Genomic DNA, 22,524 nt, shown 5'->3' on the forward strand with positions numbered 1-22,524 from the left:
ACGGGGTACGTGCTTCGCAAACGCCCGTCTGTTCCGTTTAGACCTGCTCTGCCAGTATTTTCGCGGTAACGGCCGGATGCGAAACCGGGAACTGGTGGCCGTACGAAACGAACCGAGTCCCCGCTTGATTGGGGTACGCTTCGGGTAAAGCATAGGTGCGATCCTTCGTGCCCCAGATGACCGTCGTATGGAGCGAGGTCGGAAGAACAGGCATCGTCGGCTTTGCAGGCAGCTTCCGGTAAAGCGAATGCAGCATATCCGCGTTCGCCGCGGCGATACGCGGGGAAGTCAAGCAGCGGACGACGGTCTCGACGTAACCGTCCGGGATTTCCTCCTCCGCCGCAAAAACGCCTTCCCGCAGCATCGTGTTTCGCATCGCCCGGACCGACATGAGGCGAAGGGCGGCGGAAGCCGTGCGGCGGGTGCCGCTGAGCGCGCGGCGCAATGCTCCAACATCGGGGCGGTGCAGAACGGGCTGAAGCAGCGCTAGCGTGCTGAGCTTCCCTCCCGCGGGCCCGTTGGCCGTTTCGAGGGCGATTCGCGCGCCGAAGGAGTGCCCGACCAAGCGGACCGGAACGGGAGAGTCCGCAATCGCTTCGCTTACCGCTTTCGCGTAGCTTTCCAGACTGTGGCGGCCCTCCCGCAGCAAGGGCGAACGGCCGAAGCCCGGCAAGTCGAGCAGCCACACCGGGTTTCCAGTACTGGCATGAAGATGCTCGGCGAGCGGTACGAAGTCGTCGGCGCCGCTCAGCAGCCCGTGCACGATAACCCAAGGCTCACCGAGACCTTCCCGCACAAGCGCGGCAAGGTCTCCTTTGCGTTCGCGGGACCAATGCGCAGGCTCCGACGCGCCTGGATGTGTAAGCCGGTAATCCAGATCGGCCACGACCATCGGCAGCAGCTCCATAACCTCCAGCGGTTTCGCTCCCATCCGTCCGATAAGCTTCTCCGTCGTTTTCGTATCGAACGACCGCTCCGTGATAAATGCAAGCGATTCGGCGGGAATGCCGGTCAGACGGCCGAGTCCGGTCTTCATGACACCGCGGAGCAGGGAAACCGGCAGCGCTCCCCGGGGAGCGGGGACGGCAAGCTCCCGGGCGATGAGATCGAGCAACTCCTTCATATTCGGGCCGGCTTCCTTGCGCCCCAGCATGTTGTAGGTGCCGCCCTCAGGCTTGGCTTCGCGGGCCAGGTGGACGATTACGCCGGCCAGAGCGTCGTTGGCCACGAGCGGGACCCAATGGGAAGCGCCGCCCGGTACGACCGGCATCAGCCCTTTTCTAACCGCATGAACGAGGATGCCGAGTCCGCCGGTTTGCTCCGTTGCGCCTGTAGGGCTCGCCCCGACGACGGTGCTCGGATTGACGACCGACAGCGGATAACCGTGCCGCAGCGCCTGCTGTCGAATGAGCAAATCGGCCAAAAACTTCATCCGTTCGTAAGGGCCTTCGCCTTTCATAAAATCATCCATGCGGAATACGTCTGCATCCGGGTCGACGTTCCCGTCGTGAATCGGGCTCATGTAGCCGACGACATGGATGAAATGGCGAAGCCCGCGCGCTTTATGAACCCGCTCCGCCAGCTCCGCAAGATGCCGTGAGCCTTCGAGAAACGTCCGCTGTGCCTTGGCGTTATCTAGTGTAATGCTCATCGGGCCTCCCGCATGAATGATGACATCGGCTTGCATCGCCCGATTGTAGTCGGCGGGATTCAACCCGAGGTTCGGCTCGGATAAATCGCCTTTCAAGAACTGAATCCGCTCCGCGGCATCGCCGCCGCCGAATCCTTGCTTGCTCAAAGCGGCCGCCGCTTTTTCCGGAGAACGGACCAATAGCAGCAGCCGCTCCTCACCCTGAGCCAACTGCTTCAACACTTGTTTCCCAATAAATCCGGTGCTGCCCGTAATCAATAATTCCGACATTGCTGCTCCTCCTTATGATCATATGACTAGTACTGATTAGTTCTAATTGAAGTTAAAAAAAGATGCTTCCGCTAGCGGGCTAGTGAAGCATTTGGCAAAAGCTGCGTACCGTCGTTTCCATGACAGACAAATCTTTTGTCGTCTCGGACAGTACGAGTGCGCCTTCCAAACAAGCGATAAACAGCAGGGCGGCCTGCTCGGGATCGAGCTGCTGACGAAATTCCCCTTTGGCGGCGCCTTGACGGAACAGCTTGACGAGCATGGGCCGCAGCTCGGTAAAAAACAGCGCGATCCGCTCTCTCACCGGCACCGCGTTTTCCGGACATTGCAGATAGAGCGTCACGAACGGACAGCCGCCATGACCGTTCCGCCGGGCAATTCCTTCGGTTAAACCGTCCAAGAACGTCATGATCCGTTCTTCCACGGACAGCTCGCTCCGGCTTAGCAGGGCGAATAAAGAACGCTCGTAGGACTCGGCCCAATAATTGACGACGGCGAGAAGCAATTCCTCCTTGCTTTTAAAATGGTAGTAAATATTCGACTTGGATACTTGGCTCTCCCGCATAACGTCGTCCATGCTCGTATACGAGTAGCCGCGCATAAGAAACAGACCGGCGGCCGTTTCAATCACATGCTGGCGGTTGAACGGCGGGGAAGTGGTTTTGTTCTTATTCATAATTAGAACTATACAGTACTATTGATTTGGAGTCAAGTCGCTTCCTAAAGCTGCCCTTGTTCCGGACGTTTATGGTCTCCGATTTTGGTAAACAATGGTCTAATGTAGCTTGCGGAACGTTAAGGAGGGAGCAATCTTTGGGAACGCGATGGAAAACTGCGGCAATTTCCGCTGTATCGCTGCTTGTGCTGAGCGGCTGTCAGCAAGACCTGCGGGCTTGGTTCGGACAAACAGAGAAGCCACCGCAGCACCGGCATGAGCCTAAGCAGACGGAAGACAGCGCTGCCGTGATGGCGAATGAAGCGAAGGAAGCCGTTCATGTGGACATTCTGGGCAAGCAGGGAACGGCGATTGGAAAGGCCAAGCTGACACCGGCCGGCCCTGGAGGCGGCGTGCGGATCGAACTGGAAGCGGCTTCGTTGCCGCCGGGGCCACACGGCTTTCACGTGCATGAGACCGGCAAATGCGAGGCGCCGGAATTTACTTCGGCTGGGGCGCACTTCAATCCCGAGGCCCGGAAGCACGGCTTGAACAATCCGGAAGGGCCTCATACCGGCGACCTTCCGAATCTCGAAGCGGATCAGCAAGGCAAGGTTAAGGCGGACTTTGTGGCCAAGCAGCTGACGCTGGAGGCAGGGAAGCCGAACTCGCTGCGCAAGTCCGGCGGCACGGCGTTCGTCATTCACGAGAAGGCGGACGATTTTAGAACGGACCCCGCCGGCAATGCGGGCGGACGCATCGCCTGCGGCGCGATCTGGTAACTAAGCGGCGAATCGGCGGTTATAAATCGTACCGTCGATTCGTTTTTTTCATTCCTGGTTTATCGGGCGCGCTTAAACCACCGAAACAGGAGAAAGCCTACCGCGATGCAGCCCAAGCCGATAAAGAACACCTTCAAATTTCGTTCGATCAGCATAAACATTTGCTCCCACTGCTCTCCGAAGACATACCCTACCGCAAAAAACGAAGCGACCCACAGCGTAGTGCCGGCATATGCATAGATGACAACCTTGCGATAAGGGACGCGAATAATCCCTATAAAATACCCGATGAACTGCCGGACGCCGGGAACGAAAAAGGCGATAAGCAGCAGCCTATCTCCGTACTTGTCGTAATACCGGCGCGTTTTCTCCACATGGGACGGCTTTAAGGACAGCCATTTGCCATACCGCTCGATCAGCGGCATGCCCACCTTGTGCCCTATCCAATAAGTCACTGTCACACCGATGAACGCCCCTGTTAGCGCCGCAGCAAAGGCAGGTAGCCACGAGAGCACGCCTTTAAACGACAAATAACCGGTATAGGCCAAGGTGCTGTTTCCCGGAGGAATCGGCAGCGCAATAAAATCCAAAGGCAGACCGATCAATAATACGAAATATCCGTACTGCTCAAACAACTGCTGGACGACTTGCAACAGGTTCATCTCTACCTCTCCTCATCACTCCATTCCTTTTATCATAGTAGATCTTGCGAGTAAATAAAACCCGAAGGATTTCTGAACGAAGTCCTAAATAAATCTGAAGGTTATCTTAAGCTTAGGGCGAGCGGATTCGAACTTTTTGCCTCTATGACGGGGGGCGGCCTTGTAGTATACTAAAATTCGGCCTTTTTACGGCTTGATTCAGATACGACAGAAGGGACGCTCAAGATGAGATTTGACGTGGACTATATTTCGTTTTTTGTCATTCAAGTGGACGGGGAGGACGGAACGCCAGGCAAGCGCAGCAAGCACTACGTCACCATGGACGGCGACGATTACGCGTCGTGCGAGCTCAGCGGATTTCTGGACGGCGAGTTCGCCAAGACGGCGAAGCGCAAGGCCGAGCATCATGCCAAGGCCGATCAGGTGCCGACCAAAATCGGCCGTTTCGCGGTCGAGCCCGGATACGACCTGGACAGCAACCCGAATTACAACTTGTTCGCCAGATTGCGTGCCGCCGAGACGCTAGAGCATTTCAAAGGCCATGCGGACGAGCTTGTCACAACTTACATGGATGCGAGCGCGATTCGCGGCGGGGCCATGTTTATCGTGCGCGCAAGGCTCAGCCAATATTCCGACGAGCCGTTCTTGTTCGTGTTCAAATGCGACTTCGAGCAAAAGATCGCGCGCATTACGGACGAGCGGAGCCTGCTTAATAAAGTCGAGATGGCGATCAACGCCAAAAATATGAAGTCGATCATGTACCCTTATATGCCGGAGCCGGGAATGACGGAGCTGTGGGAGCTGAAAATTCACCAGTCGTCGCATGCACGGTACTTCGAGGATTTTTTGAAATACGTCGAATATGAAAAATCCGTACCCGAGCTGATGAACGAGCAGGTGTTCGGCTTCGTGCAGCAGTATGTCGAGGAGGTATTCGAAGACCAGCCGGAGGCCAAGGAGCGGGAACTTGAGGCGATGGAGCTGTGGGCGTGTAGCGAACAACGCGAGCTGCAGGAGAAATGGGATCAGGTGCAGGTCATGGAAGCGACGTCTGTCATGGTCGAGCAAAAGCCCGACCTCGAAATGAAGCTCAAGCTAGGCCACATGTCCGTCCGCGCCTTGCTGGCCGATTTCGGCGACCGGCTGCATATCGCCAAGCTTGGCGACCGGTACGTCGTCGTGTTGGAAGGTGATTTGCAGTTCGACCGCGGAATTTCGCCGGTGGAGCTGCTGGCTCCGGAGCCGCTGGAATCGCTGATGGAACGGCTCAAGCGGAAAGCGGCGGAGGAAGAGCGCGAAGGGATTTATGCGTAAATGGCCGATAGCGCCACTAAGTTCTGCCGCAGCGTGCGTCTCATTTGGCGCAAGCTGCGGCCGCTTTATTTTTCGCAGCCTAAGGATAAATTGACAGATAGTCAGTCAAAAAAATATAATGAATGCAACATCCGGTTAAAGGCTCGCCTAAAATTGTTAGCTCAGACGAACGGCTGCGGCTTTTTCTCTGAGCAATGCGAGCTCGAAGGTGCCTGGCGCTACGCCGAATAGCCCTTCCAAAACCGGTTGGATTGCCGTAATTCGTACAATTCTTTCCTCTTTCGTCCAATCGAACAGGGAAGGATTGATCCATTGATGAAAAGAGGTGAGGAAAAATTCCGCGATCAGCGCAGGATTTGAGACGGAAAATAGCTGCTCTTCATTTCCCTGCGTAATGATGTCCGCAATGAGCGACGTGAATCTGCAAATCATTTGAATGTCCGCTTTTCGGCGGAGTACGGCGTTATTCGCGTGATGCAGATAGCTGAACATCTCGTTATGGCCGTACGGATCGTCCAGTTCGAACACCATGACCCAAGCGATTTTATGGTAAGCGGACAGGCCGGGGGCGTATGCAACCCGGGAAAACATTCCGTAAATGTAGCGGAGCTGCCTGTCCACCAAGGCATCGGCAAGAGCTTCTTTGGATTCGAAATAATAATAGAGCGTGCCTTGCGCTACTTTCATTTTTTTCACGATGTCAATGGTCGATGTATGCTCGTAGCCTTTTTGACGGAATAACTCCTCTGCGGCATCCAGAATTTCTTTCCGGCGTTCCTGAGGGTCTTTGGCTATTCTCGGCATGGGGAGATCACCTCACGTAATATTTAAACATTTGCTAGAAAAGCAGTCAAACGAAGAACATAAATTGAGTGATAGTCAGTCGGTTATTTTAATCCGCGGGAGGCCTCATTTTATGAAGCATGTTCCTATCGATAGCAAAACCCGGACGAAACCGTTCACCGAGCTCGACATGACCTTCGAACGCATTCCTTACGATTGGGAAAGCCGGAAGGAATGGCTGCAGATGCCGTTCCCGCTCGAAGAATATCACATGCGCATGGCGAAGGTCAGGCAGGAGATGAGCAGGGAAGGACTTGACGCGCTGCTTATCTATGGGGCGCCGGGGCTGCTCAATGGCGATGTGCGTTGGATTTCGAATTTTCTCACCGCTATCGGCAACACGGTCGTTGTGCTGCCCCGGGAAGGCGCTCCGATGCTGACGACCAATTCGATTCTGCATTCGGCCCCGATGCACTCCTTCGTCCATCAGACTTGGATCGAGGATGTCCGGCCAGCTCACCTGCCGGGAACGGTCAAAAACCCTGAAGGTATCGGCAAGCATGTGTGCCGTTTCCTCCAGGAGCGCAAGCTGGAAGACGGGCGCATCGGCTTGGTGGGTGAGATGTTCTTCGCGGCGCCGATCCTTGATGAACTTCGCGCCAAGCTTCCGAAGGCGGAGATTGTATCCGGCACTCGCGCTTATATGGCCGCTAAACAGATCAAGAGCCACCGTGAAATCGCGGTCATGGAGCAAGTGGGCACGGCTACGGCAGCCGGACTCGAAGCGGTGATGGAGTTGGCCAAGCCAGGGGTAAGCGAGCTTGAACTATCGGCTGCCGCGCATCAGGCGGTAGCAGGAATGGCCGACTGGGTCGTGCACTGCATGATCGCAAGCGGGCCGCGTTCCGGGCTCAAGCATCTCTATCCCTCCCCGAGGAAGCTTGAAGACGGAGACATGGTCTTCCTGGACTTGGGCGCTCACTACCAAGGATATAATACCGATACCGCCCGCACGTTTTGCGCCGGCACGATCGGCAAGAGACAGCGCGAGGTTCTGCAATGCGGTTTGGATATGTTTGAAGCCGCTCTGGAGGCCGCGAAGCCCGGCGTGCGCGTGACCGAGCTGCAGCATATTGCCCAAAGCATTGCAGAAGAGTACGGTTACGGAGAGCACTATTGGCCGACCGGCTTCGGTCACGGCATCGGCACGAATATTGCCGAGCTTCCCGATTTGCATTGGAAAAGCGAAACTGTCCTGCAGCCGGGACATGTCTTCGCTCTGGAGCCGATGATTGTCATTCACGGGTTCGGATGCGGAGTCATTGAGGACCAGATCCTGATCACCGAAACGGGCGCCCGCTCGCTGACCCCCGCCAGAAGAAAGCTTTGGTGAGAACCGCCGTTTCATATGCCGACGCGCGCAATCCCGGCGCGCGTCGCGGCACCGACTTCTTCTTCAAACGGAGCTGTTCCGCACTGGTTTCGTACATCCTGTTTACAGACCCCCCAATTCCGTTTCCCCTCATGCCGACATGGTCCGAAACAAATGTTTCCTCCCACCGCACATATTCCAAAAAACAACAGAAAAACAATTGACTTCAAACCTAAATCAATGGTAATATCTTCGATATTAACAGCGTGGTAATAAAACAACCAATTGTAATCGCTTACCTAATGTTTAATATCGTTTACTTGATGAAAAAAGGCTTTATTTCTCTCTTTTATTAACGACAGTGGAGAAAATAAAGAGAAAGGAGTGGGCAAATGCCAACATAAGATTGAAAGTGCAATCAGGAAAAATGTTCAAATGATCAAACCGGAGGCGTTTTGCATGAAAAAATCGGCATTTTTTTTCATTAGCTTATTGTTAATGTTCAGCTTAATTTTGTCCGGCTGCAATTTTACCGGCGAAGCTCCCCAAGGGGCGGAATCGTCAAGCGGCCAAGCCACCTCGAAGGATGGGGAGCAGTCGTCCGGGGGAAAAGCAATCACCTTATCCGTGGAAACGGAGATTACGGATTTGAACCAGTTTTCCGCATCCGACAATGTTGCCTTCGCCATCCTGAATAACGTCAACGAAGGGCTGTACCGTCTGGACCCCAAAAACGTGCCGCAGCCGGCGATGGCCAAAGGAGTCGATATTTCCAAAGACGGATTAACGTACACCTTTACGCTGCGCGATGGCGTGAAATGGAGCAACGGCAGCCCGGTGACGGCGGCGGATTTCAAATTTGCATGGCTCGGCTCGATGAAGCCGGAAACGTCGCTTAGCGGGTACGCCTTTATTTTAACGGATTATATTGAAGGCGGGGCGGAGTACGCCGAAGGCAAAGCGGCCGATGTTTCTGGCATTGTGGTGAAGGATGACAAGACGCTCGCAGTCAAGCTGAAAAATCCGACGCCTTTTTTCCTCCGCCTGGTTTCCTTTATTCCGTATTACCCGTTGAACGAAAAGTTCGTGAAGGAAAAAGGAAAAGACTTTGCATTGAAAGCGGAAAATATGCTGTATAACGGGCCTTTCGTGCTCACCCAATTCGATCCGGCCAGTGGCGCGGTATTGGAGAAAAACCCGAACTACTGGGACAATGGCTACGTGAAGCTGGATAAAGTCAATATTAAAGTGGTGAAAGAAATGAACACCGCTTTGAACTTGTATAAGGTCGGGGAACTGGATCGGGTGAATTTGTCGTCCGCCGATGTGAGCGCTAACAAAACAAGTCCCGAATTCGGTTCCGACATCGAATTTGCGACGACCTACCTGCAATTCAACTTGAAAGCCGGCGACGTATCCAACCCAAACATTCGGAAAGCGCTTCAATTGGCCTATGACAGCAAGGTTCTGGAGCAGCTTTTGAATAACGGATCGAAGGGAGCCGTAGGATTGATCCCCGATCTTATGAACGGAGCGGGCGGCAAGTCGTTTCGCGACATGCAGGGAAAGGTAATTGCGCCGGACGCCGTCAAGGCCAAGGAGCTGTGGGCTCAAGGGATAAAGGAGCTCGGTCACGCGCCGAAAATCAAGCTGCTGGTTTTGGATGATACGGTGAATAAAGATGTCGGCACGTTCCTGCAAAGCGAATTCAAGAAAAATCTCGGCGCGGAGATTGAGATCGAGTCGATGCCGAAGAAGGCCCGCAACAAGCTGATGGACGACAGCAGCTATCAGATGGCCGTCACCGCATGGGGAGCCGATTATGACGACGCCATGACGTATCTGGATCTCTGGATCAATCATACGCCTTATCGCGGGAACTACAACAATCCGCAGTACGACCGTCTGATTGCGGAAGCAAAGAAGGAAGCCGACGAAACAAAGCGTGCGGAAATGCTGCTGCAGGCGGAGAAACTATTAGTTGGCGAGGACGCCGTCGTTGCGCCGTTATTTTATAAGGGCTACGCCTTCCTCCAGAAAAAAAATATCGAGGGACTTGTTTATCACCCCTATGGCGCGTCGTGGGATTTCAAATATGCGGCCAAAAAATAACGATGAATCAGGAGAGGAAGCGGGTTCTTTCTCTCCTTTCCTGTAGATCGACGTGGCGCGAAGGTGTAAAGATCGGTACAAAGAGGTGCTGAAATGAAAAAATATATCGCCATTCGGGCTGTCTACATCCTGATCACGCTGTGGATCATTGCGACGCTGACGTTCTTTCTTATGAAGCAGCTGCCGGGATCGCCGTTTGACGAAGAAAAATTGGCTTTGCTGCCGGCTGCGGCGAAAGCGGAGATTTATGCCAAATACAGCTTGGATCAGCCGGTGTGGAAGCAATATGTGCATTATATGGGCAATTTGGCGCGAGCCGACCTGGGCACTTCCTTTTTCTATAAAGGCCGGCCTGTGCTGGACATTATGTTGAACCGCCTTGTTCCATCCGCGCTTATCGGCATCCAGGCGATTGTACTCGGCGTTGTGCTCGGTCTGATCCTTGGAGTGGTCGCAGCGCTCCGCCATAATACATTGTGGGATGCAGTCGCGATGTTCATTGCGGTAATCGGCGTATCGATTCCCAATTTCGTCTTTGCCGCATTGCTGCAGTATTATGTCGGGATGAAATGGGGGCTGCTGCCGGTCGCTTTTTGGAAAAGCTATTCCAGCTCCATCATGCCCTCCGTCGCGCTATCGTTGATCGTTATCGCGTTGATTGCCCGGTTTGTCCGCAACGAAATGCTGGAAGTATTGCAGCAGGACTATATCGTGCTGGCGAAAGCCAAAGGGCTCAGCCCGTTTGCCATTGTATGGAAGCATGCGATCCGCAATGCACTGATTCCCGTCATTACGATTTTGGGTCCCATCACCGTGAACATTTTGACCGGCTCGCTGGTCATTGAAAGCATATTTAGCGTGCCGGGGATCGGCAGTTTGTTTGTCGATGCCATCAAAATGAACGATTATACCACGATTATGGGCGTAACGATTTTTTACAGCGCGTTTTTTGTGCTGATTGTGCTGATCGTCGATCTGCTGTACCGGGTCATTGACCCGAGAATCCGTCTGGCGGGAGGGGAGAAGTGACTATGCTGAATTACGAATCGCGGGAGCTGGACCGTTTGTTCGTTCCGACCACCGTCGATCCTCACGAAAGCGAGAGCGTGTCCGGTCCTCCCTTGAACGCATTTCAGGAAAGCTGGCGTCGGCTGCGCCAAAACCGCGGAGCGCTCGTCAGTCTGTATCTTCTACTTTTCCTCGGTCTCATGGCCGTGGTTGGCCCTTGGATGAGCCATCATACGTACTTCGATACGAACTACAGCGCCGCTTACCAGGGGCCGAATGCCGATCATTGGCTCGGCACGGATAAATTCGGACGCGACCAGTGGGTCCGAATTTGGCAGGGTACGCGCATCTCGCTGCTGATCGCCCTGCTGGCGGCGGCGCTGGATCTGTGCATCGGCGTCGCGTACGGGGCCGTCTCGGCGCTGCTTGGCGGCAGAACGGATACGATCATGCAGCGGATCATTGAGATTTTGGTCAGCGTGCCGAGCCTGATTGTCGTTATTCTGCTGATGATGGCGATGAAACCGGGCATTTTCACGATTATTGTGGCGATGGTCATTACCGGCTGGGTCAACATGGCCCGATTGGTGCGGGCGCAAATTTTGAAGCTGAAAGAGCAGGAATTCGTGCTGGCTGCCCGTACGCTGGGGGCAAGCAACTCGCGTCTAATCTTGACGCATCTCGTTCCGAACACGGTCGGAGTCATTGTCATCAATACGATGTTTACGATTCCTTCAGCGATTTTTACGGAGGCGTTCCTCAGCTTTATCGGTCTGGGGCTGCAGGAGCCTATGGCTTCGCTCGGCGTGCTCATCAATACGGGGTATCAATCGCTGAACACGAACTACTATTTGCTGTTGTTTCCCACTTTGATCATTATTGCGATTATGGTAGGCTTCAATATTTTGGCCGACGGATTGCGGGATGCGCTGGACCCCCGAATGCGCAAATAGCCTGGGCATCATGTCATGGACCCGTGAACGAGAGAACAAGGAGCGATACGAGGATGGAGAAAATTTTGGAAGTCAGGGACCTGGAAATTTCGTTCCAAAGCTACAAGGGGGAAATTCAAGCCGTCCGCGGGGTCAGCTTCGAACTGGCAAAAGGGGAGACCCTGGCCATCGTCGGAGAATCGGGCTCGGGGAAGTCGGTCACGTCCAAAGGCATCATGCGCTTGCTGCCGCATCCGATCGGGAGAATCAAGAACGGGAAGCTTTTGTTAGTGGGCGAAGACTTGATGCAGCGCACGGATAGGCAAATGCGGGACGTTCGGGGAGCCGAAATTTCGATGATCTTCCAAGACCCGATGACATCTCTCAATCCGACGATGACAGTAGGAAGCCAGCTCATGGAAGGCTTAATGCAGCACCGGAAGCTCGGCAAATCGGAAGCGGCGGAGATCGCGCTGGAGCTGCTGAGGCAGGTCGGCGTCCCTAACCCGCAAGTGCGGATGAAGCAATACCCGCATCAATTTTCCGGAGGCATGCGGCAGCGTGTGGTGATTGCCATTGCGCTCGCCTGCAACCCGAAGGTGCTGATCGCGGATGAGCCTACCACAGCGCTGGACGTTACGATTCAAGCGCAAATTCTGGACTTATTGAAGGAGCTGCAGCGGGAAAAGGGGACGTCCATCATTCTCATTACGCATGATTTGGGAGTCGTCGCCAACATCGCTCACCGGGTGGCTGTGATGTATGCCGGACAAATTGTCGAGACCGGAACGGCGGACGAAATCTTTGTTGGACCGAAGCATCCGTATACTTGGGGCCTGCTCTCCTCCATGCCGAAAATTCATGAGCCTACCGAAGCGCTGCTGAGCATACCCGGGACGCCGCCCGATCTGATCCGTATGCCGGCCGGCTGCGCTTTTGCCGCCAGATGTCCTTACGTCATGGAAGTGTGCCGGGCTTTGCCGCCGAGAACGTCGGCCATCACGGGGACCCATCAGGCCGCTTGCTGGCTGTTGGATGAGCGAGCCCCGCGTATTCAGCCGCCGCAAGGCGCAAGACTATGAAAGGGGAATAGGTAAGATGAGATCCATCAACTGGACCGAGGAAGTGTGGGCAAGGAAAGAAGCGCTGCTGAGCGACCTTGCAGAGCTGCTCAAAATCCCGAGCATCAAAGATGTTAGCACCAGCGAAGCAGGCAAGCCGATGGGGCGGGAGATCGCCCGGGCGTTGGAGTTGATGCTGGGGCTTGCCGAACGGGAACAGTGGCGGACGTGCAGCTTGGACGGCTATATAGGCTATGCGGAATACGGACCGGCCGAGAGCGTCGATTATATCGGCGTGCTGTGTCATTTGGATGTGGTCCCGGCGCCCGGACGATGGACTTCTCCGCCCTTTGAACCGGAGGTCCGCGACGGAAGATTGTACGCGCGCGGAGCGATCGACGACAAAGGGCCGACGATGGCGGCGTTTTATGCGATGAAAATCGTCAAGGAGCTGGGCCTTCCGCTGAAGCATCGGGTACGGATCATCTTCGGCACGGACGAGGAGCATACGATGAGCTGCATGGAATATTACCGCCGCGTCGAGAAGATGCCGGTGGCCGGGTTTGCGCCGGATGCGGATTTTCCGATCATTCATGCGGAAAAGGGGCAAATCAATACGAGAATCGTCCTGCAGAAGAACGGCGATGCCGGCCAACAAGAGGGGAAGGGACGAGGGATTGTGGAATTAGTTTCCTTTCATTCCGGGAGTGCGGCGAATATGGTTCCCGAATCGGCGGAAGCTGCGGTGACTGGAGAGCTTTCGCTCCTCGCGGCGTTGGCCGGGCAATTTAGCGATTATTGCAGTGGAAATCGCCTGAAAGGCACGGCGTCCGTTCAAGATGGGACGCTTGTCTTGACTTTGCAAGGGAAGGCAGCTCATGGCATGGAGCCGCAGTTAGGCGTAAACGCCGGGCTCAAGCTCGTTCATTTTCTAAGGGATTACGAGTTTCAGCCCGATGCGCAGCATTTTATCGCCTGTCTGGACGACTATTTTTATGACGATCCCGCGGGGCGGCGCATCGGGATCGATTGCGAAGACGAGATTATGGGGCCTTTGACGGTGAATGTGGGGATTATGCGCTATGCGGCTTCGTCGGAACCTTCGTTTGCTTACCTCAACATAAGGTTTCCGCTTGTGGCGGATGAGCTGCGGCACGCTGAGACCATTCGCGACAAGGTCGGGAAGTACCGTTTTGCCATGGAACCGCCGATTCTGAAAAAGCCGCATCATGTGGCAAAAGATCATCCGATGATCGCAGCGCTTCAGGCCATTTACCAAGAAGAGACTTTGCTGGAGCCCGAATTGCTGACGACGGGCGGAGGCACGTATGCCAGCTTCCTGGATAACGGCGTTGCGTTCGGCGCGTTGTTTCCGGGAAAAGAAAACGTCGCCCATCAGACGGACGAATATATCGAGATCGAGGATCTGCTCAAAGCGACCGCCATTTATGCCAGAGCGATTTTCGAGCTAGCCAATTTGGATTATTAATTTAGTGGGTTTACCTAATATTACCAGAACCCCTTCGCCTGCGATCCGTACGTAGCTCCTAAAGTTGCGGATTTGCAGGCGATTGTGCGTTCTTGGAAGAACCTTCTCAACCACTCAAACGAAAAAGCCCTTCTGACAACCCCATCCTTTCCAAACGTAACCACCGACATCCGATACCGCCTATTGCGGTATAATAAACTTTTTAACGCGAAATATTTTTTTTCATTTCCAGTGAACCTTATGAAGCAACGGAGCCAATACATCGTGTATACAATTTCAGGGGGCCTCCAATGAATAACGAACAACTGAACGTTTGGCTTGACCGGCTGATCGACGGCGATCCGGACGCTTTTGAAGTGATTTACGGCATGACCAAGAACAAAGTGTATGCGACCGTGGCCGCATTGGTGGCTCATCCCGCCGATGTCAACGACATTGTGAGTGAGATTTATTTTCAGCTATGGCGGGCCTTGCCGGGCTACGACCGTACGCGTCCTTTTCTGTTCTGGTTAAACGGGATCGTCATTCGGCAAATCCATAGCTGGCGGCGGCAGCTTTGGAGAAGATTTCGTTTGCTTGAGAAAAAAAACCGATTGAGCGTGGAGCCGCATGTGGAACGGCCGGAAGAACCGGTGCTGGAGAACGAATCGCAAAGGGAAATGCAGCGCCTGATCAATCAATTGCCGTTCAAGCTGCGCATCGTGATTATATACCGGTTTTACTATGATTTTTCGCACGAGCAGGTGGCGGAGCTGCTGCAAATTCCGCTCGGCACGGTCAAATCCAGAAATCATCTGGCCTTGAAGCAGCTGCGCAAATGGTTGGACACTCAAGCAAATGAGGAGGCTGGTTCCGAACATGTCAATCTCGGACGAAATTAAACAATCGCTGACGAAGCAATTCGACAAGCCGCAAGTTCCGGAAGACGTCGATCGGCGGGTAAGGCAATCTTTCGTACAATTTCATGAGAAAAAGGAGAACAAGAAAATGAAAAAAACGATCATCACTCTCAGCATTGCGGCAGCCGTACTGATTCCGACAGGCGCTTATTCGCTCAGCAGCTCTTATTTTGCCCAGGATCAGGCGGACATCAACGGATTGGTTAGCAGCGGGGTAAAACGCGCGGTGTCCGAAGGGCTGTCGGTGCCGATCGACCACAAAATCACGGATCAAGGCATCACGATACATTTTAAAGAAATGTATGTCGAGGATACCAAGGTTCTGGTTCATTACCGGATCGAGAAGCAGGATGGCACGCTCGTTCCTTGGGAATTCGATACGACCGGGCTGCAGATCATCTCCGACGGGAAAAAAGACGGCAAACAGGTGGACAATCCGACTTACCAGGAACCGGGCGTGGAAGGTTTCAACCGGCTCAACTTTATCGGTAGGGAACTGAAAGACAAAGACTATCTTACGTTTCGTCTGACCGATGCGGCGGGCAAAGAAATCGAGACGGGCGTTGCGGACAAGGATAAGCCGGAAGGGACGATTGGCTTCGTGATGAAGGGCGGCGCTTCATTACCGCAAACGATTAAGCTTAGTGTGGATATCGACCGCATCGGCAAAACCAAAGGGAGCTGGAAGGGGGATATCGCCATCGATCAAAGCAAGGCCAAGCAGGCTACCGAAGCGGCCAAGGCCAAGCAGGCCACCGAAGCGGCCAAGGACAAGGAGGCCACGGAAGCGGCTCGTTAAGCAATAGGGGTAGGGGGAATTTTCCTCCTACCCCTTTGTGCTAAGCACGTCCAGCAACAGCTCTTCGCTTTGCTGCGTTTCCCATGTGGCGGCGAAGCGCACTTGATGCGACACGCCCAAAATCTCGTAGCGCTGGGCGAGATGCTGGCGCGCCGTGCCGACGATGAGCGAGTGCAGGCGCACCTGTTTTGAGCGGCCGAGCTCGGCCAGTGCATCGCGCACGGGCGGGGACACCGCGCCGACGCCGTCGGTCACCATGACGAAATCGGCGTCATGGTAGCGCGGCTCGGCGGACACGAGCTCGATGCCGCGCCGCAGCGGGGCGTCGAAGTGCGTGCCGCCGCCGAAGGCGAGCTGCGACAGGGCGTAGAACGCCGGCCAGTTGGGCTTACGCCAGTAGAGCGGGTGCTCGACCAGTTCTCCGCGGGCGCCGAACAGCAGCAGCCGAAAGTCGCGCTTCTCCAGCAGGCTGAAGGCGGCGAACGTGGCGACGAACAGCTGGGCGAGCCGTAGCTTGCTGCCGCGCATCGAATGGGACGTATCGAGCATGCAGACGACCGGCCCTTTCAGGGGCTCTTGTGTCCAGCCCGTGACGTTGTAGGTGAGCAGCTTGCGCTCCAGCCACTTGACCATAAAATACGCTTCGTAGTCCTCGTCGGCCAGCAGACTCGCTTCGCTCGGCAGCATATGCGTAATATCCCCGGACTGACGCAGGTCGTCGTAGCTTTCCGGGATGCGCGGCGACCGGACCTTCCGGCGCTGCGCCTTCAAATGCTGCACGTTCCGCCCGATTTCCTGCAGGAAGGCGATGAGCTCGGGGTGGCGCTTCAGCTTCTCGACCCATTGCAGGTAATTGGCGAACTGCTGCCGGTGCAGCCGTCCGAGATCGCTGCCCCAGCGCCGGTTGGCGATCCGCTGGCTCGCTTGCAGCAGCTCGAACAGGTTCAAGCTTTCGCTGTCTTCACGGCTGAGCGATTCCTGCAGCGCCCGGTTGAGCCAGCCGCCGAGCTGGGCTTCCAGCTCCCGCAGCGTCTCCCGGTCGCGGCGCTCCAGCCGCTCGATCCGCTTCTCACGCTCGCCGAGCTCGGCTTCGGCCTTCTGGAGCTTCTGCCGAAGCTTGTCGCGCCGGACGAAGTCGGTCCGCATCTCTTCCTGCAGCGAACGGATGCGCTCCTTCAGCGCGCCGATCTCCGCTTCCACGAGCGGCCGGCTGTCCAGCGCCGCCTGCTTCTCCTCGACGTTGCGCTTGCCGCGCTGCAGCGTGTAGCCGACGAGCCGCAGCTGCTCGATCTGCTTCTCGTTCAAGCGCTCCTGCACCTGTGGTTGGTCATCGCCTTGCCCTTGACGGCTCTCACTGAGGCCGATCGTCCGAAGCTGCTGCTCCTCCTGCTTGCGGCGCTTCACTTCGTCCTCGAACGTTTGCGTCAGCCACATGAGCGCCTTCAGCGCCGTTTTGAACGAGGCGTTGACCTCGCCTGTCGTCCGCGGATGGATCGCGCGGTAAAAAAACTGCTTCTGCAGCTCCGCCACTAGCCAGCGATGGAACGGCGCCGCTTCCTGACTGCGGTCAAGCTCGGGGCGGGCCAAATAGAAGCACATGAAAAAATCGGCAAACAGCTCCACCGAAAACCATGGTGTTTGCGCCTTGGCCTCGCGAATCCACTCCTGTGCGGCGCGGGAGGAATGGACGTACCCGTCAAATACGTAGCGGTCGATTTTAGCCGACCGGATGATCATGCCGAATCACCTCGCTGCCGAGGAAGTCCGGTGAATGCTCCGCTTGCGCTGCGGCATGTTCATTCATCGGGCTTCTAGAGTGTATAGTCGTATTGAACGCCCGGAATTTCGCGGTCGAACAGCGTCCGGTACAGTCCTTGCATCGATTGCAAAATGCGTTCGCCCTGAATCCGCAGGTGCGTATATTTCACCGCGTATTCCGCCGTTTGCAGAAGCATAAAATTGCGGTTGCGGATGTATCCGGGCAAGTCCTTTTCCCGTTGCAGCCATTGGACCAGCTTGCTTTGCAGCTCCCGCGCCTTGTCCTCCAGCTCCAGCCGGCATTCCTCCAGGTTGGCTCTCGCCTTGTCCTGTTCTTCCTTGCTCAGCCGGCCGCCGACTTCTTTTTTGAACTGAAACGCATGAAGCGCGTCTTCTTCTTCGAGCCAATGCTTGGCGATCCGGTCATAACGGCGGAGAGGCAGCTCCTTTTCCGTCTCCTGTTTGAGCCCCTCCTGAAACACCTTCTGAAAGATCTCCTTCAGCGCACCGTAATCCTCCGGCAAATCCCACAGCATATGCGGGGTATAGACGGTATCCCACACGGTGACCTCGCGGCGGCCGTTCAGCGCGGCCGACGTTTTCCATACCTGTCCGATCTTGCGCCAGCGGCGGTCGGACAAGGCGAATTCCTTCGCTTCCAGCTCGGTTTTGAGCTGGTACAGCATATAGATCATCGTTTCGGGGATGACGACATCCGCGCTCGCCCGCCGTACGGTCTCGATATCCCGCAGCGAGAGCAGGGCAGGGAGCGGCACGTCTGGAAGCTGGAACATTTTCTCGTAGCTCGACATTTGCTTCAAGTACCCGACCTCGTAGCGGATCAGGAAGCGGTCGTACAGCGCGGCGAGCTGTTCGTTTTCCTCCGGCAGTTCGTTGGAGGCGGCGATCAGAAACAGCAGCGGCACGCTTTGCTTCTCCTGTCCGTTAAAAAACACCCGTTCGTTCAGGATGGACAGAAGCGCGTTCAAGATGGCACTGTTCGCCTTGAAGATTTCGTCAAGAAAAGCAAAGTCCGCCGCAGGCAAGTAGCCGTCCGTCTGCCGGACGTATTGATCGGCTTTGAGCCGCTGCAGCGATACCGGCCCGAACATCTCGTCCGGCGTCGTGAAGCGCGTCAGCAAATAGTCGAACCAGCGGCCGCTTCCGAACAATTGGGAGAGGGCGCGGGCAAGCTGGGATTTGGCGGTGCCGGGCGGGCCGATCAGCAGGGCGTTCTCGCCGGCCATCAGACCGAGCAGCAGCACCCGGATCAATTCTTCGCGTTCGAGAAAGCGGGCTTCCAAATGCCCGATCGCTTGCTCCAGTTTATGGCGTATCGATTCCAGCTCGTTCATATCCATCGTCGCACCCCGTCCGAACGTTGCAGCCGTCAGGCTGGTAGGAGAATAGGACGGAGACGCTCCCTCCCTCGATCGTTATGTTTTCCTGTGACATCCATTTTCATATTGTAGCAGACGACGGCTCTTTTCTCTAATAATCGTGCGGATTTTTCATTCCAAACCGCTTCATGCTACAATAGAGTTCAGGGCATTTACGGAAAAAAGGAGCGATGGGACATGTCGGTTTACGATTTTTCGGCGACAACGATTCAAGGCGCGGACAAGCCGCTGTCGGACTACCGGGGCAGCGTGCTGCTGATCGTCAACACGGCGAGCGCCTGCGGCTTGACGCCGCATTACGAAGGACTTCAGAAGCTGTACGAAACTTATAAGGATCAAGGTCTGGTCGTGCTCGGCTTCCCGTGCAACCAATTTGCCGGACAGGAGCCCGGGACGGAGGCTGAGATCGCACAGTTCTGCGAAACGCGCTATAACGTGACGTTCCCGCTCTTCGCCAAAATCGATGTCATGGGAGAGCACGCGCATCCGCTGTATCAATATTTGGTCTCGCACGTGCCCGAGCCTTACCGGACCGGGGACATCGAATGGAACTTCGTGAAGTTTCTGGTCAACCGCCAAGGCGAGGTCGTCAAGCAGTACGCTGCGCGCACGGAACCGGCGGCCATTGAAGGAGATATTCAAAAGCTGTTAAGCGAATAAGCGGCGAGGCGAGCAGTCTGTTCCGTACCGGGACAGGCTGTTTTTGCCGTTCAGGCGGGGGAGAAGTCGTGCCTTCGAAAAAATACACCTTTTTCCGAAAGGAAAAACGGTCTATAATAAACAGGTATGAAGCGGTATAACCGTAGATTGCAAACGTGTGCAACCAGATCGACTGACGCCGCGGCTTGCGCAAAAGGGAGGCTGGACCTATGGCAACCATAGAGCAAGTTATAGATCAAAAATACGCCAAGCTCGGGGACATTTTGCAGTCGATGGACAAAGTCGTCGTCGCATTCTCCGGCGGGGTGGACAGCGCTTTTCTGCTCAAGGCGGCGCTTGAATTTATGGGCAAGGACCGGGTGCTTGCCATTACGGCCGATTCGGAGACGTATCCCGAACGCGAGAAGCTGGAGGCGATCGCGCTTGCCGGGAGCTTGGGCGCGCCGCATGAGGTTATTCACACAAGCGAGCTGAATATTCCCGGGTATGCGGAAAATCCGACGAATCGGTGCTATTTTTGCAAAAACTCGCTGTTCGATCATTTGATTCCGATCGCCCATGCGCGCGGCTATGAGCATGTCGTGTTCGGCGCCATCGCCGACGACCTCGGGGAGCACCGTCCCGGACTGCAGGCCGCTCACGAACGGGGCGTTCGCGCGCCGCTGCTGGAAGCGGGCATCAAGAAATCGGAAATTCGCCATCTGTCCCGCAAATTCGGGCTCGCCACATGGGATAAGCCGTCGTTCGCTTGTCTGTCTTCGCGTATTCCGTATGGGGAAGCGATCACAGCGGAGAAGCTGTCCATGATCGATCGTGCGGAAGACTTCCTGATTCAGCTCGGTTTCCGCCAAGTGCGCGTGCGCCAGCACGATACGCTGGCGCGGATCGAGGTGCCCGCATCGGAGCTGGCCGACGTGCTGGCCGTCGCCGAGACGGTTCACGCGAAGCTGAAGGAGATCGGCTACGCCTACGTGACGATGGACTTGAAAGGGTACCGTTCGGGCAGCTTGAACGAAGTGCTTTCGCCGCAGGAGCAGTCGGTTCAAGCGACAGCACAGGCATAAGTTCGGAGAGGAGCCGATTCGATGAGCAAACCGAAAATTTATATTTCCAAAGCGATTCCCGAGGAGGCGCTTGCTTATCTGGAGCAGCACTGCGAGTGCCGGATGTGGGACGGACAAGGCGCAGCATCCAGACAAGGGCTTCTCGCACAGCTTCACGATGTGGAAGGGCTGCTGACGACCGGCGGTCCGATCAACCGGGAGCTGTTGGACCATGCCCCCAAGCTGCGGGCGGTCAGCAGCATTTCGGTCGGGTACAATCACTTCGATCTGGAAGCGATGAAAGCCCGCCGGGTCATCGGAACGAACACGCCGCACGTGCTGGACGAGACGGTCGCGGACCTGGTGCTGTCGCTCATGCTGTCCGCGGCACGGCGTATCCCCGAGCTGGATGCGTTCGTGAAGCAGGGCCGTTGGCAGCGGGGCAAAGGGCTGACCGACGAAGATTTCTTCGGCATGGACGTGCACCATCAGACGCTCGGCATCATCGGGATGGGCCGGATTGGCGAAGCGATTGCCAAGCGCGCGGTGGACGGCTTCGGCATGAGCCTGCTTTATCATAACCGCAGCCGGAAGCCGGAGACGGAAGAACGGTTCGGCGCCCGCTACTGCAGCTTGGACGAGCTGCTGCGGGAGTCGGACTTCGTCGTGATGATGACGCCGCTCACACCGGAGACGGAGCGCATGATCCGCCTGGAACACTTCGAAAAGATGAAGCCGACGGCGTTCTTCATCAACGCTTCCCGCGGGAAGACGGTGGACGAGCCGGCACTGATTCAAGCCCTGCAAACCGGACTCATCCGGGGAGCGGGACTTGACGTATTCGATCCGGAGCCGCCGAGCCCGGACAATCCGCTGCTGCATATGCCGAGCGTGGTCACGCTGCCGCATATCGGCTCGGCCACGGCGAAGACGCGGCTCGATATGGCGATGCTCGCCGCGCGCAATCTCGTCGCCGCACTGACCGGCGGGCAGCCGCCGAATGTCGTGCCGGAGCTTCGGGAGCTGCTCGAATAGACGCTCTCGTATGATGCTGCAAAGCTTAAAAGCCGCTGAATGCGGCTCAGAGTGTTGAGAAAGTGGTTTTGACTGAAATAGAGAAACATACGGAGTGGGGTATCTACTGGAGGAGCGATAGCGTTCGCCTTTGTCTGCGGGAAATATCAGCTGCTAAGCGGCTTCCAATAAAAATTTCCTGCAGACAAGAGCGACCGGAAGTAGATACCCCACCCCCTCATGCACCTCTATTGCCTCTATTGCCTCAATCGACCACTTTCTCAACAAGCTCGGCCGCTGAACGCGGCTTTTTTGCGTGCAATGATATGTGGACAATCGAGGGCTATGCGGTAGAGGAAATCAAAGGCTTTATTTGTGTCGAATCATGTTTCTTTGTTGAGAAACACGATGGATAGATTACCTGAGTTCCTCTATTGTACGAAAAAATGACAATATGAAGCGGATAACGAACGTCAGTTCCTCTAAGCTTTAAAGTGGCGGGCTTGTGCGAGGAAAATGAGCAGGCCATCCGTTTTTGGGTGTAAAAGCATATGGGCACGTACCGTTACGCAATGCTGGGTGTGAGTATATATTGCAGCATAACAACTAGACGGAGGCCTGTATGAAAAAGCTGACTGTAGGCATTCTTGCTCATCGAGAAGGCAATATATTTCAGAACTCCAAGTTTTTGAGCGACCTTGTAACGGAAGGGAGGAAGCTGGGGGCAAACGTATACGTATTTTCCCATATGGACATAAACGAAGAAAGCAGGACGATTCACGGTTTTACCCCATCCGGAGCGAGATGGGCGGGAGCGACTTGCCCATGGCCGGATGTCGTAATCGATTTCTGCCGAAAGC

General features: G+C 55.5%; 19 protein-coding genes. 13 read left to right on the forward strand and 6 right to left on the reverse strand.

What is annotated here, in order from left to right; genetic code table 11:
- Window positions 1–37 precede the first annotated feature (37 nt).
- Both QMG93_RS07955 and QMG93_RS07960 read right to left on the reverse strand, forming a co-directional pair.
- Window positions 38–1,921: an alpha/beta fold hydrolase gene (locus tag QMG93_RS07955; RefSeq protein WP_281935193.1), complete on the reverse strand. Its 1,884-nt coding sequence runs from the start codon at window positions 1,919–1,921 to the stop codon at window positions 38–40.
- 79 nt (window positions 1,922–2,000) lie between these two features.
- Window positions 2,001–2,597 (reverse strand): TetR/AcrR family transcriptional regulator, encoded by a 597-nt coding sequence (locus QMG93_RS07960; protein ID WP_281935195.1) that lies wholly within the window; start codon window positions 2,595–2,597, stop codon window positions 2,001–2,003.
- Between the two features lie 137 nt (window positions 2,598–2,734).
- Here QMG93_RS07960 and QMG93_RS07965 point away from each other — a divergent pair, with 137 nt between their 5' ends.
- Entirely contained in the window at window positions 2,735–3,358 is a 624-nt protein-coding gene (locus QMG93_RS07965) for a superoxide dismutase family protein (protein ID WP_281935197.1), read from the forward strand.
- Between the two features lie 59 nt (window positions 3,359–3,417).
- On the opposite strand, the gene QMG93_RS07970 is transcribed toward QMG93_RS07965, so the two are convergent.
- On the reverse strand, window positions 3,418–4,020 hold the full coding sequence (locus QMG93_RS07970) for a DedA family protein (RefSeq protein WP_281935199.1): 603 nt from the start codon (window positions 4,018–4,020) through the stop codon (window positions 3,418–3,420).
- 225 nt (window positions 4,021–4,245) lie between these two features.
- On the opposite strand from QMG93_RS07970, the gene QMG93_RS07975 reads away from it, so the two are divergent.
- Window positions 4,246–5,334, forward strand: a complete 1,089-nt coding sequence (locus tag QMG93_RS07975; protein ID WP_281935200.1) for a DUF3900 domain-containing protein — start codon at window positions 4,246–4,248, stop codon at window positions 5,332–5,334.
- A 156-nt stretch (window positions 5,335–5,490) separates the two neighbouring features.
- Here QMG93_RS07975 and QMG93_RS07980 read toward each other — a convergent pair whose 3' ends face one another.
- Complete coding sequence (locus QMG93_RS07980; RefSeq protein WP_281935202.1) at window positions 5,491–6,138, reverse strand: TetR/AcrR family transcriptional regulator; 648 nt, start codon at window positions 6,136–6,138, stop codon at window positions 5,491–5,493.
- A gap of 112 nt (window positions 6,139–6,250) precedes the next feature.
- On the opposite strand from QMG93_RS07980, the gene QMG93_RS07985 reads away from it, so the two are divergent.
- From QMG93_RS07985 to QMG93_RS08020, 8 genes are all read left to right on the forward strand, one after another.
- The gene (locus QMG93_RS07985; RefSeq protein WP_281935204.1) at window positions 6,251–7,510 is read left to right on the forward strand and encodes a M24 family metallopeptidase; all 1,260 of its coding nucleotides are present in this window, start codon (window positions 6,251–6,253) and stop codon (window positions 7,508–7,510) included.
- A gap of 438 nt (window positions 7,511–7,948) precedes the next feature.
- Complete coding sequence (locus QMG93_RS07990; protein ID WP_281935206.1) at window positions 7,949–9,601, forward strand: peptide ABC transporter substrate-binding protein; 1,653 nt, start codon at window positions 7,949–7,951, stop codon at window positions 9,599–9,601.
- 93 nt (window positions 9,602–9,694) lie between these two features.
- A complete protein-coding gene (locus QMG93_RS07995; protein ID WP_010494037.1) occupies window positions 9,695–10,630 on the forward strand; it encodes an ABC transporter permease in 936 nt (311 codons plus the stop codon).
- Between the two features lie 2 nt (window positions 10,631–10,632).
- Entirely contained in the window at window positions 10,633–11,562 is a 930-nt protein-coding gene (locus tag QMG93_RS08000; RefSeq protein ID WP_281935460.1) for an ABC transporter permease, read from the forward strand.
- Window positions 11,563–11,615: 53 nt separating this feature from the next.
- Window positions 11,616–12,623, forward strand: coding sequence for an ABC transporter ATP-binding protein (locus tag QMG93_RS08005; protein WP_281935208.1), 1,008 nt, complete (start codon window positions 11,616–11,618; stop codon window positions 12,621–12,623).
- A gap of 16 nt (window positions 12,624–12,639) precedes the next feature.
- Window positions 12,640–14,091, forward strand: coding sequence for a dipeptidase PepV (pepV, locus tag QMG93_RS08010; RefSeq protein ID WP_281935210.1), 1,452 nt, complete (start codon window positions 12,640–12,642; stop codon window positions 14,089–14,091).
- Between the two features lie 290 nt (window positions 14,092–14,381).
- The gene (locus QMG93_RS08015) at window positions 14,382–14,972 is read left to right on the forward strand and encodes a sigma-70 family RNA polymerase sigma factor (RefSeq protein ID WP_281935212.1); all 591 of its coding nucleotides are present in this window, start codon (window positions 14,382–14,384) and stop codon (window positions 14,970–14,972) included.
- On the forward strand, window positions 14,950–15,789 hold the full coding sequence (locus QMG93_RS08020; RefSeq protein ID WP_281935214.1) for a DUF4179 domain-containing protein: 840 nt from the start codon (window positions 14,950–14,952) through the stop codon (window positions 15,787–15,789). Before QMG93_RS08015 ends, QMG93_RS08020 begins: the two co-directional genes overlap by 23 nt.
- A 27-nt stretch (window positions 15,790–15,816) precedes the next feature.
- Here QMG93_RS08020 and QMG93_RS08025 read toward each other — a convergent pair whose 3' ends face one another.
- Together QMG93_RS08025 and QMG93_RS08030 are read right to left on the reverse strand one after the other, a co-directional pair.
- Window positions 15,817–17,526, reverse strand: a complete 1,710-nt coding sequence (locus QMG93_RS08025) for a vWA domain-containing protein (protein WP_281935216.1) — start codon at window positions 17,524–17,526, stop codon at window positions 15,817–15,819.
- Window positions 17,527–17,600: 74 nt separating this feature from the next.
- Window positions 17,601–18,908 carry an AAA family ATPase gene (locus QMG93_RS08030; RefSeq protein WP_413789273.1) on the reverse strand — a complete coding sequence of 436 codons (1,308 nt, stop codon included), beginning with the start codon at window positions 18,906–18,908 and terminating at the stop codon, window positions 17,601–17,603.
- A 216-nt stretch (window positions 18,909–19,124) separates the two neighbouring features.
- Here QMG93_RS08030 and QMG93_RS08035 point away from each other — a divergent pair, with 216 nt between their 5' ends.
- The 3 genes from QMG93_RS08035 (at window position 19,125) to QMG93_RS08045 (ending at window position 21,685) form a co-directional block, all read left to right on the forward strand.
- Complete coding sequence (locus QMG93_RS08035) at window positions 19,125–19,607, forward strand: glutathione peroxidase (protein WP_281935219.1); 483 nt, start codon at window positions 19,125–19,127, stop codon at window positions 19,605–19,607.
- 209 nt (window positions 19,608–19,816) lie between these two features.
- Entirely contained in the window at window positions 19,817–20,671 is an 855-nt protein-coding gene (larE, locus tag QMG93_RS08040; RefSeq protein ID WP_281935221.1) for an ATP-dependent sacrificial sulfur transferase LarE, read from the forward strand.
- A gap of 21 nt (window positions 20,672–20,692) precedes the next feature.
- Window positions 20,693–21,685 (forward strand): 2-hydroxyacid dehydrogenase, encoded by a 993-nt coding sequence (locus QMG93_RS08045; protein ID WP_281935223.1) that lies wholly within the window; start codon window positions 20,693–20,695, stop codon window positions 21,683–21,685.
- Window positions 21,686–22,524 lie beyond the last annotated feature (839 nt).

This window comes from Paenibacillus tyrphae (assembly GCF_027925525.1).
Taxonomy (GTDB): Bacteria; Bacillota; Bacilli; order Paenibacillales; family NBRC-103111; genus Paenibacillus_G; species Paenibacillus_G tyrfis_B.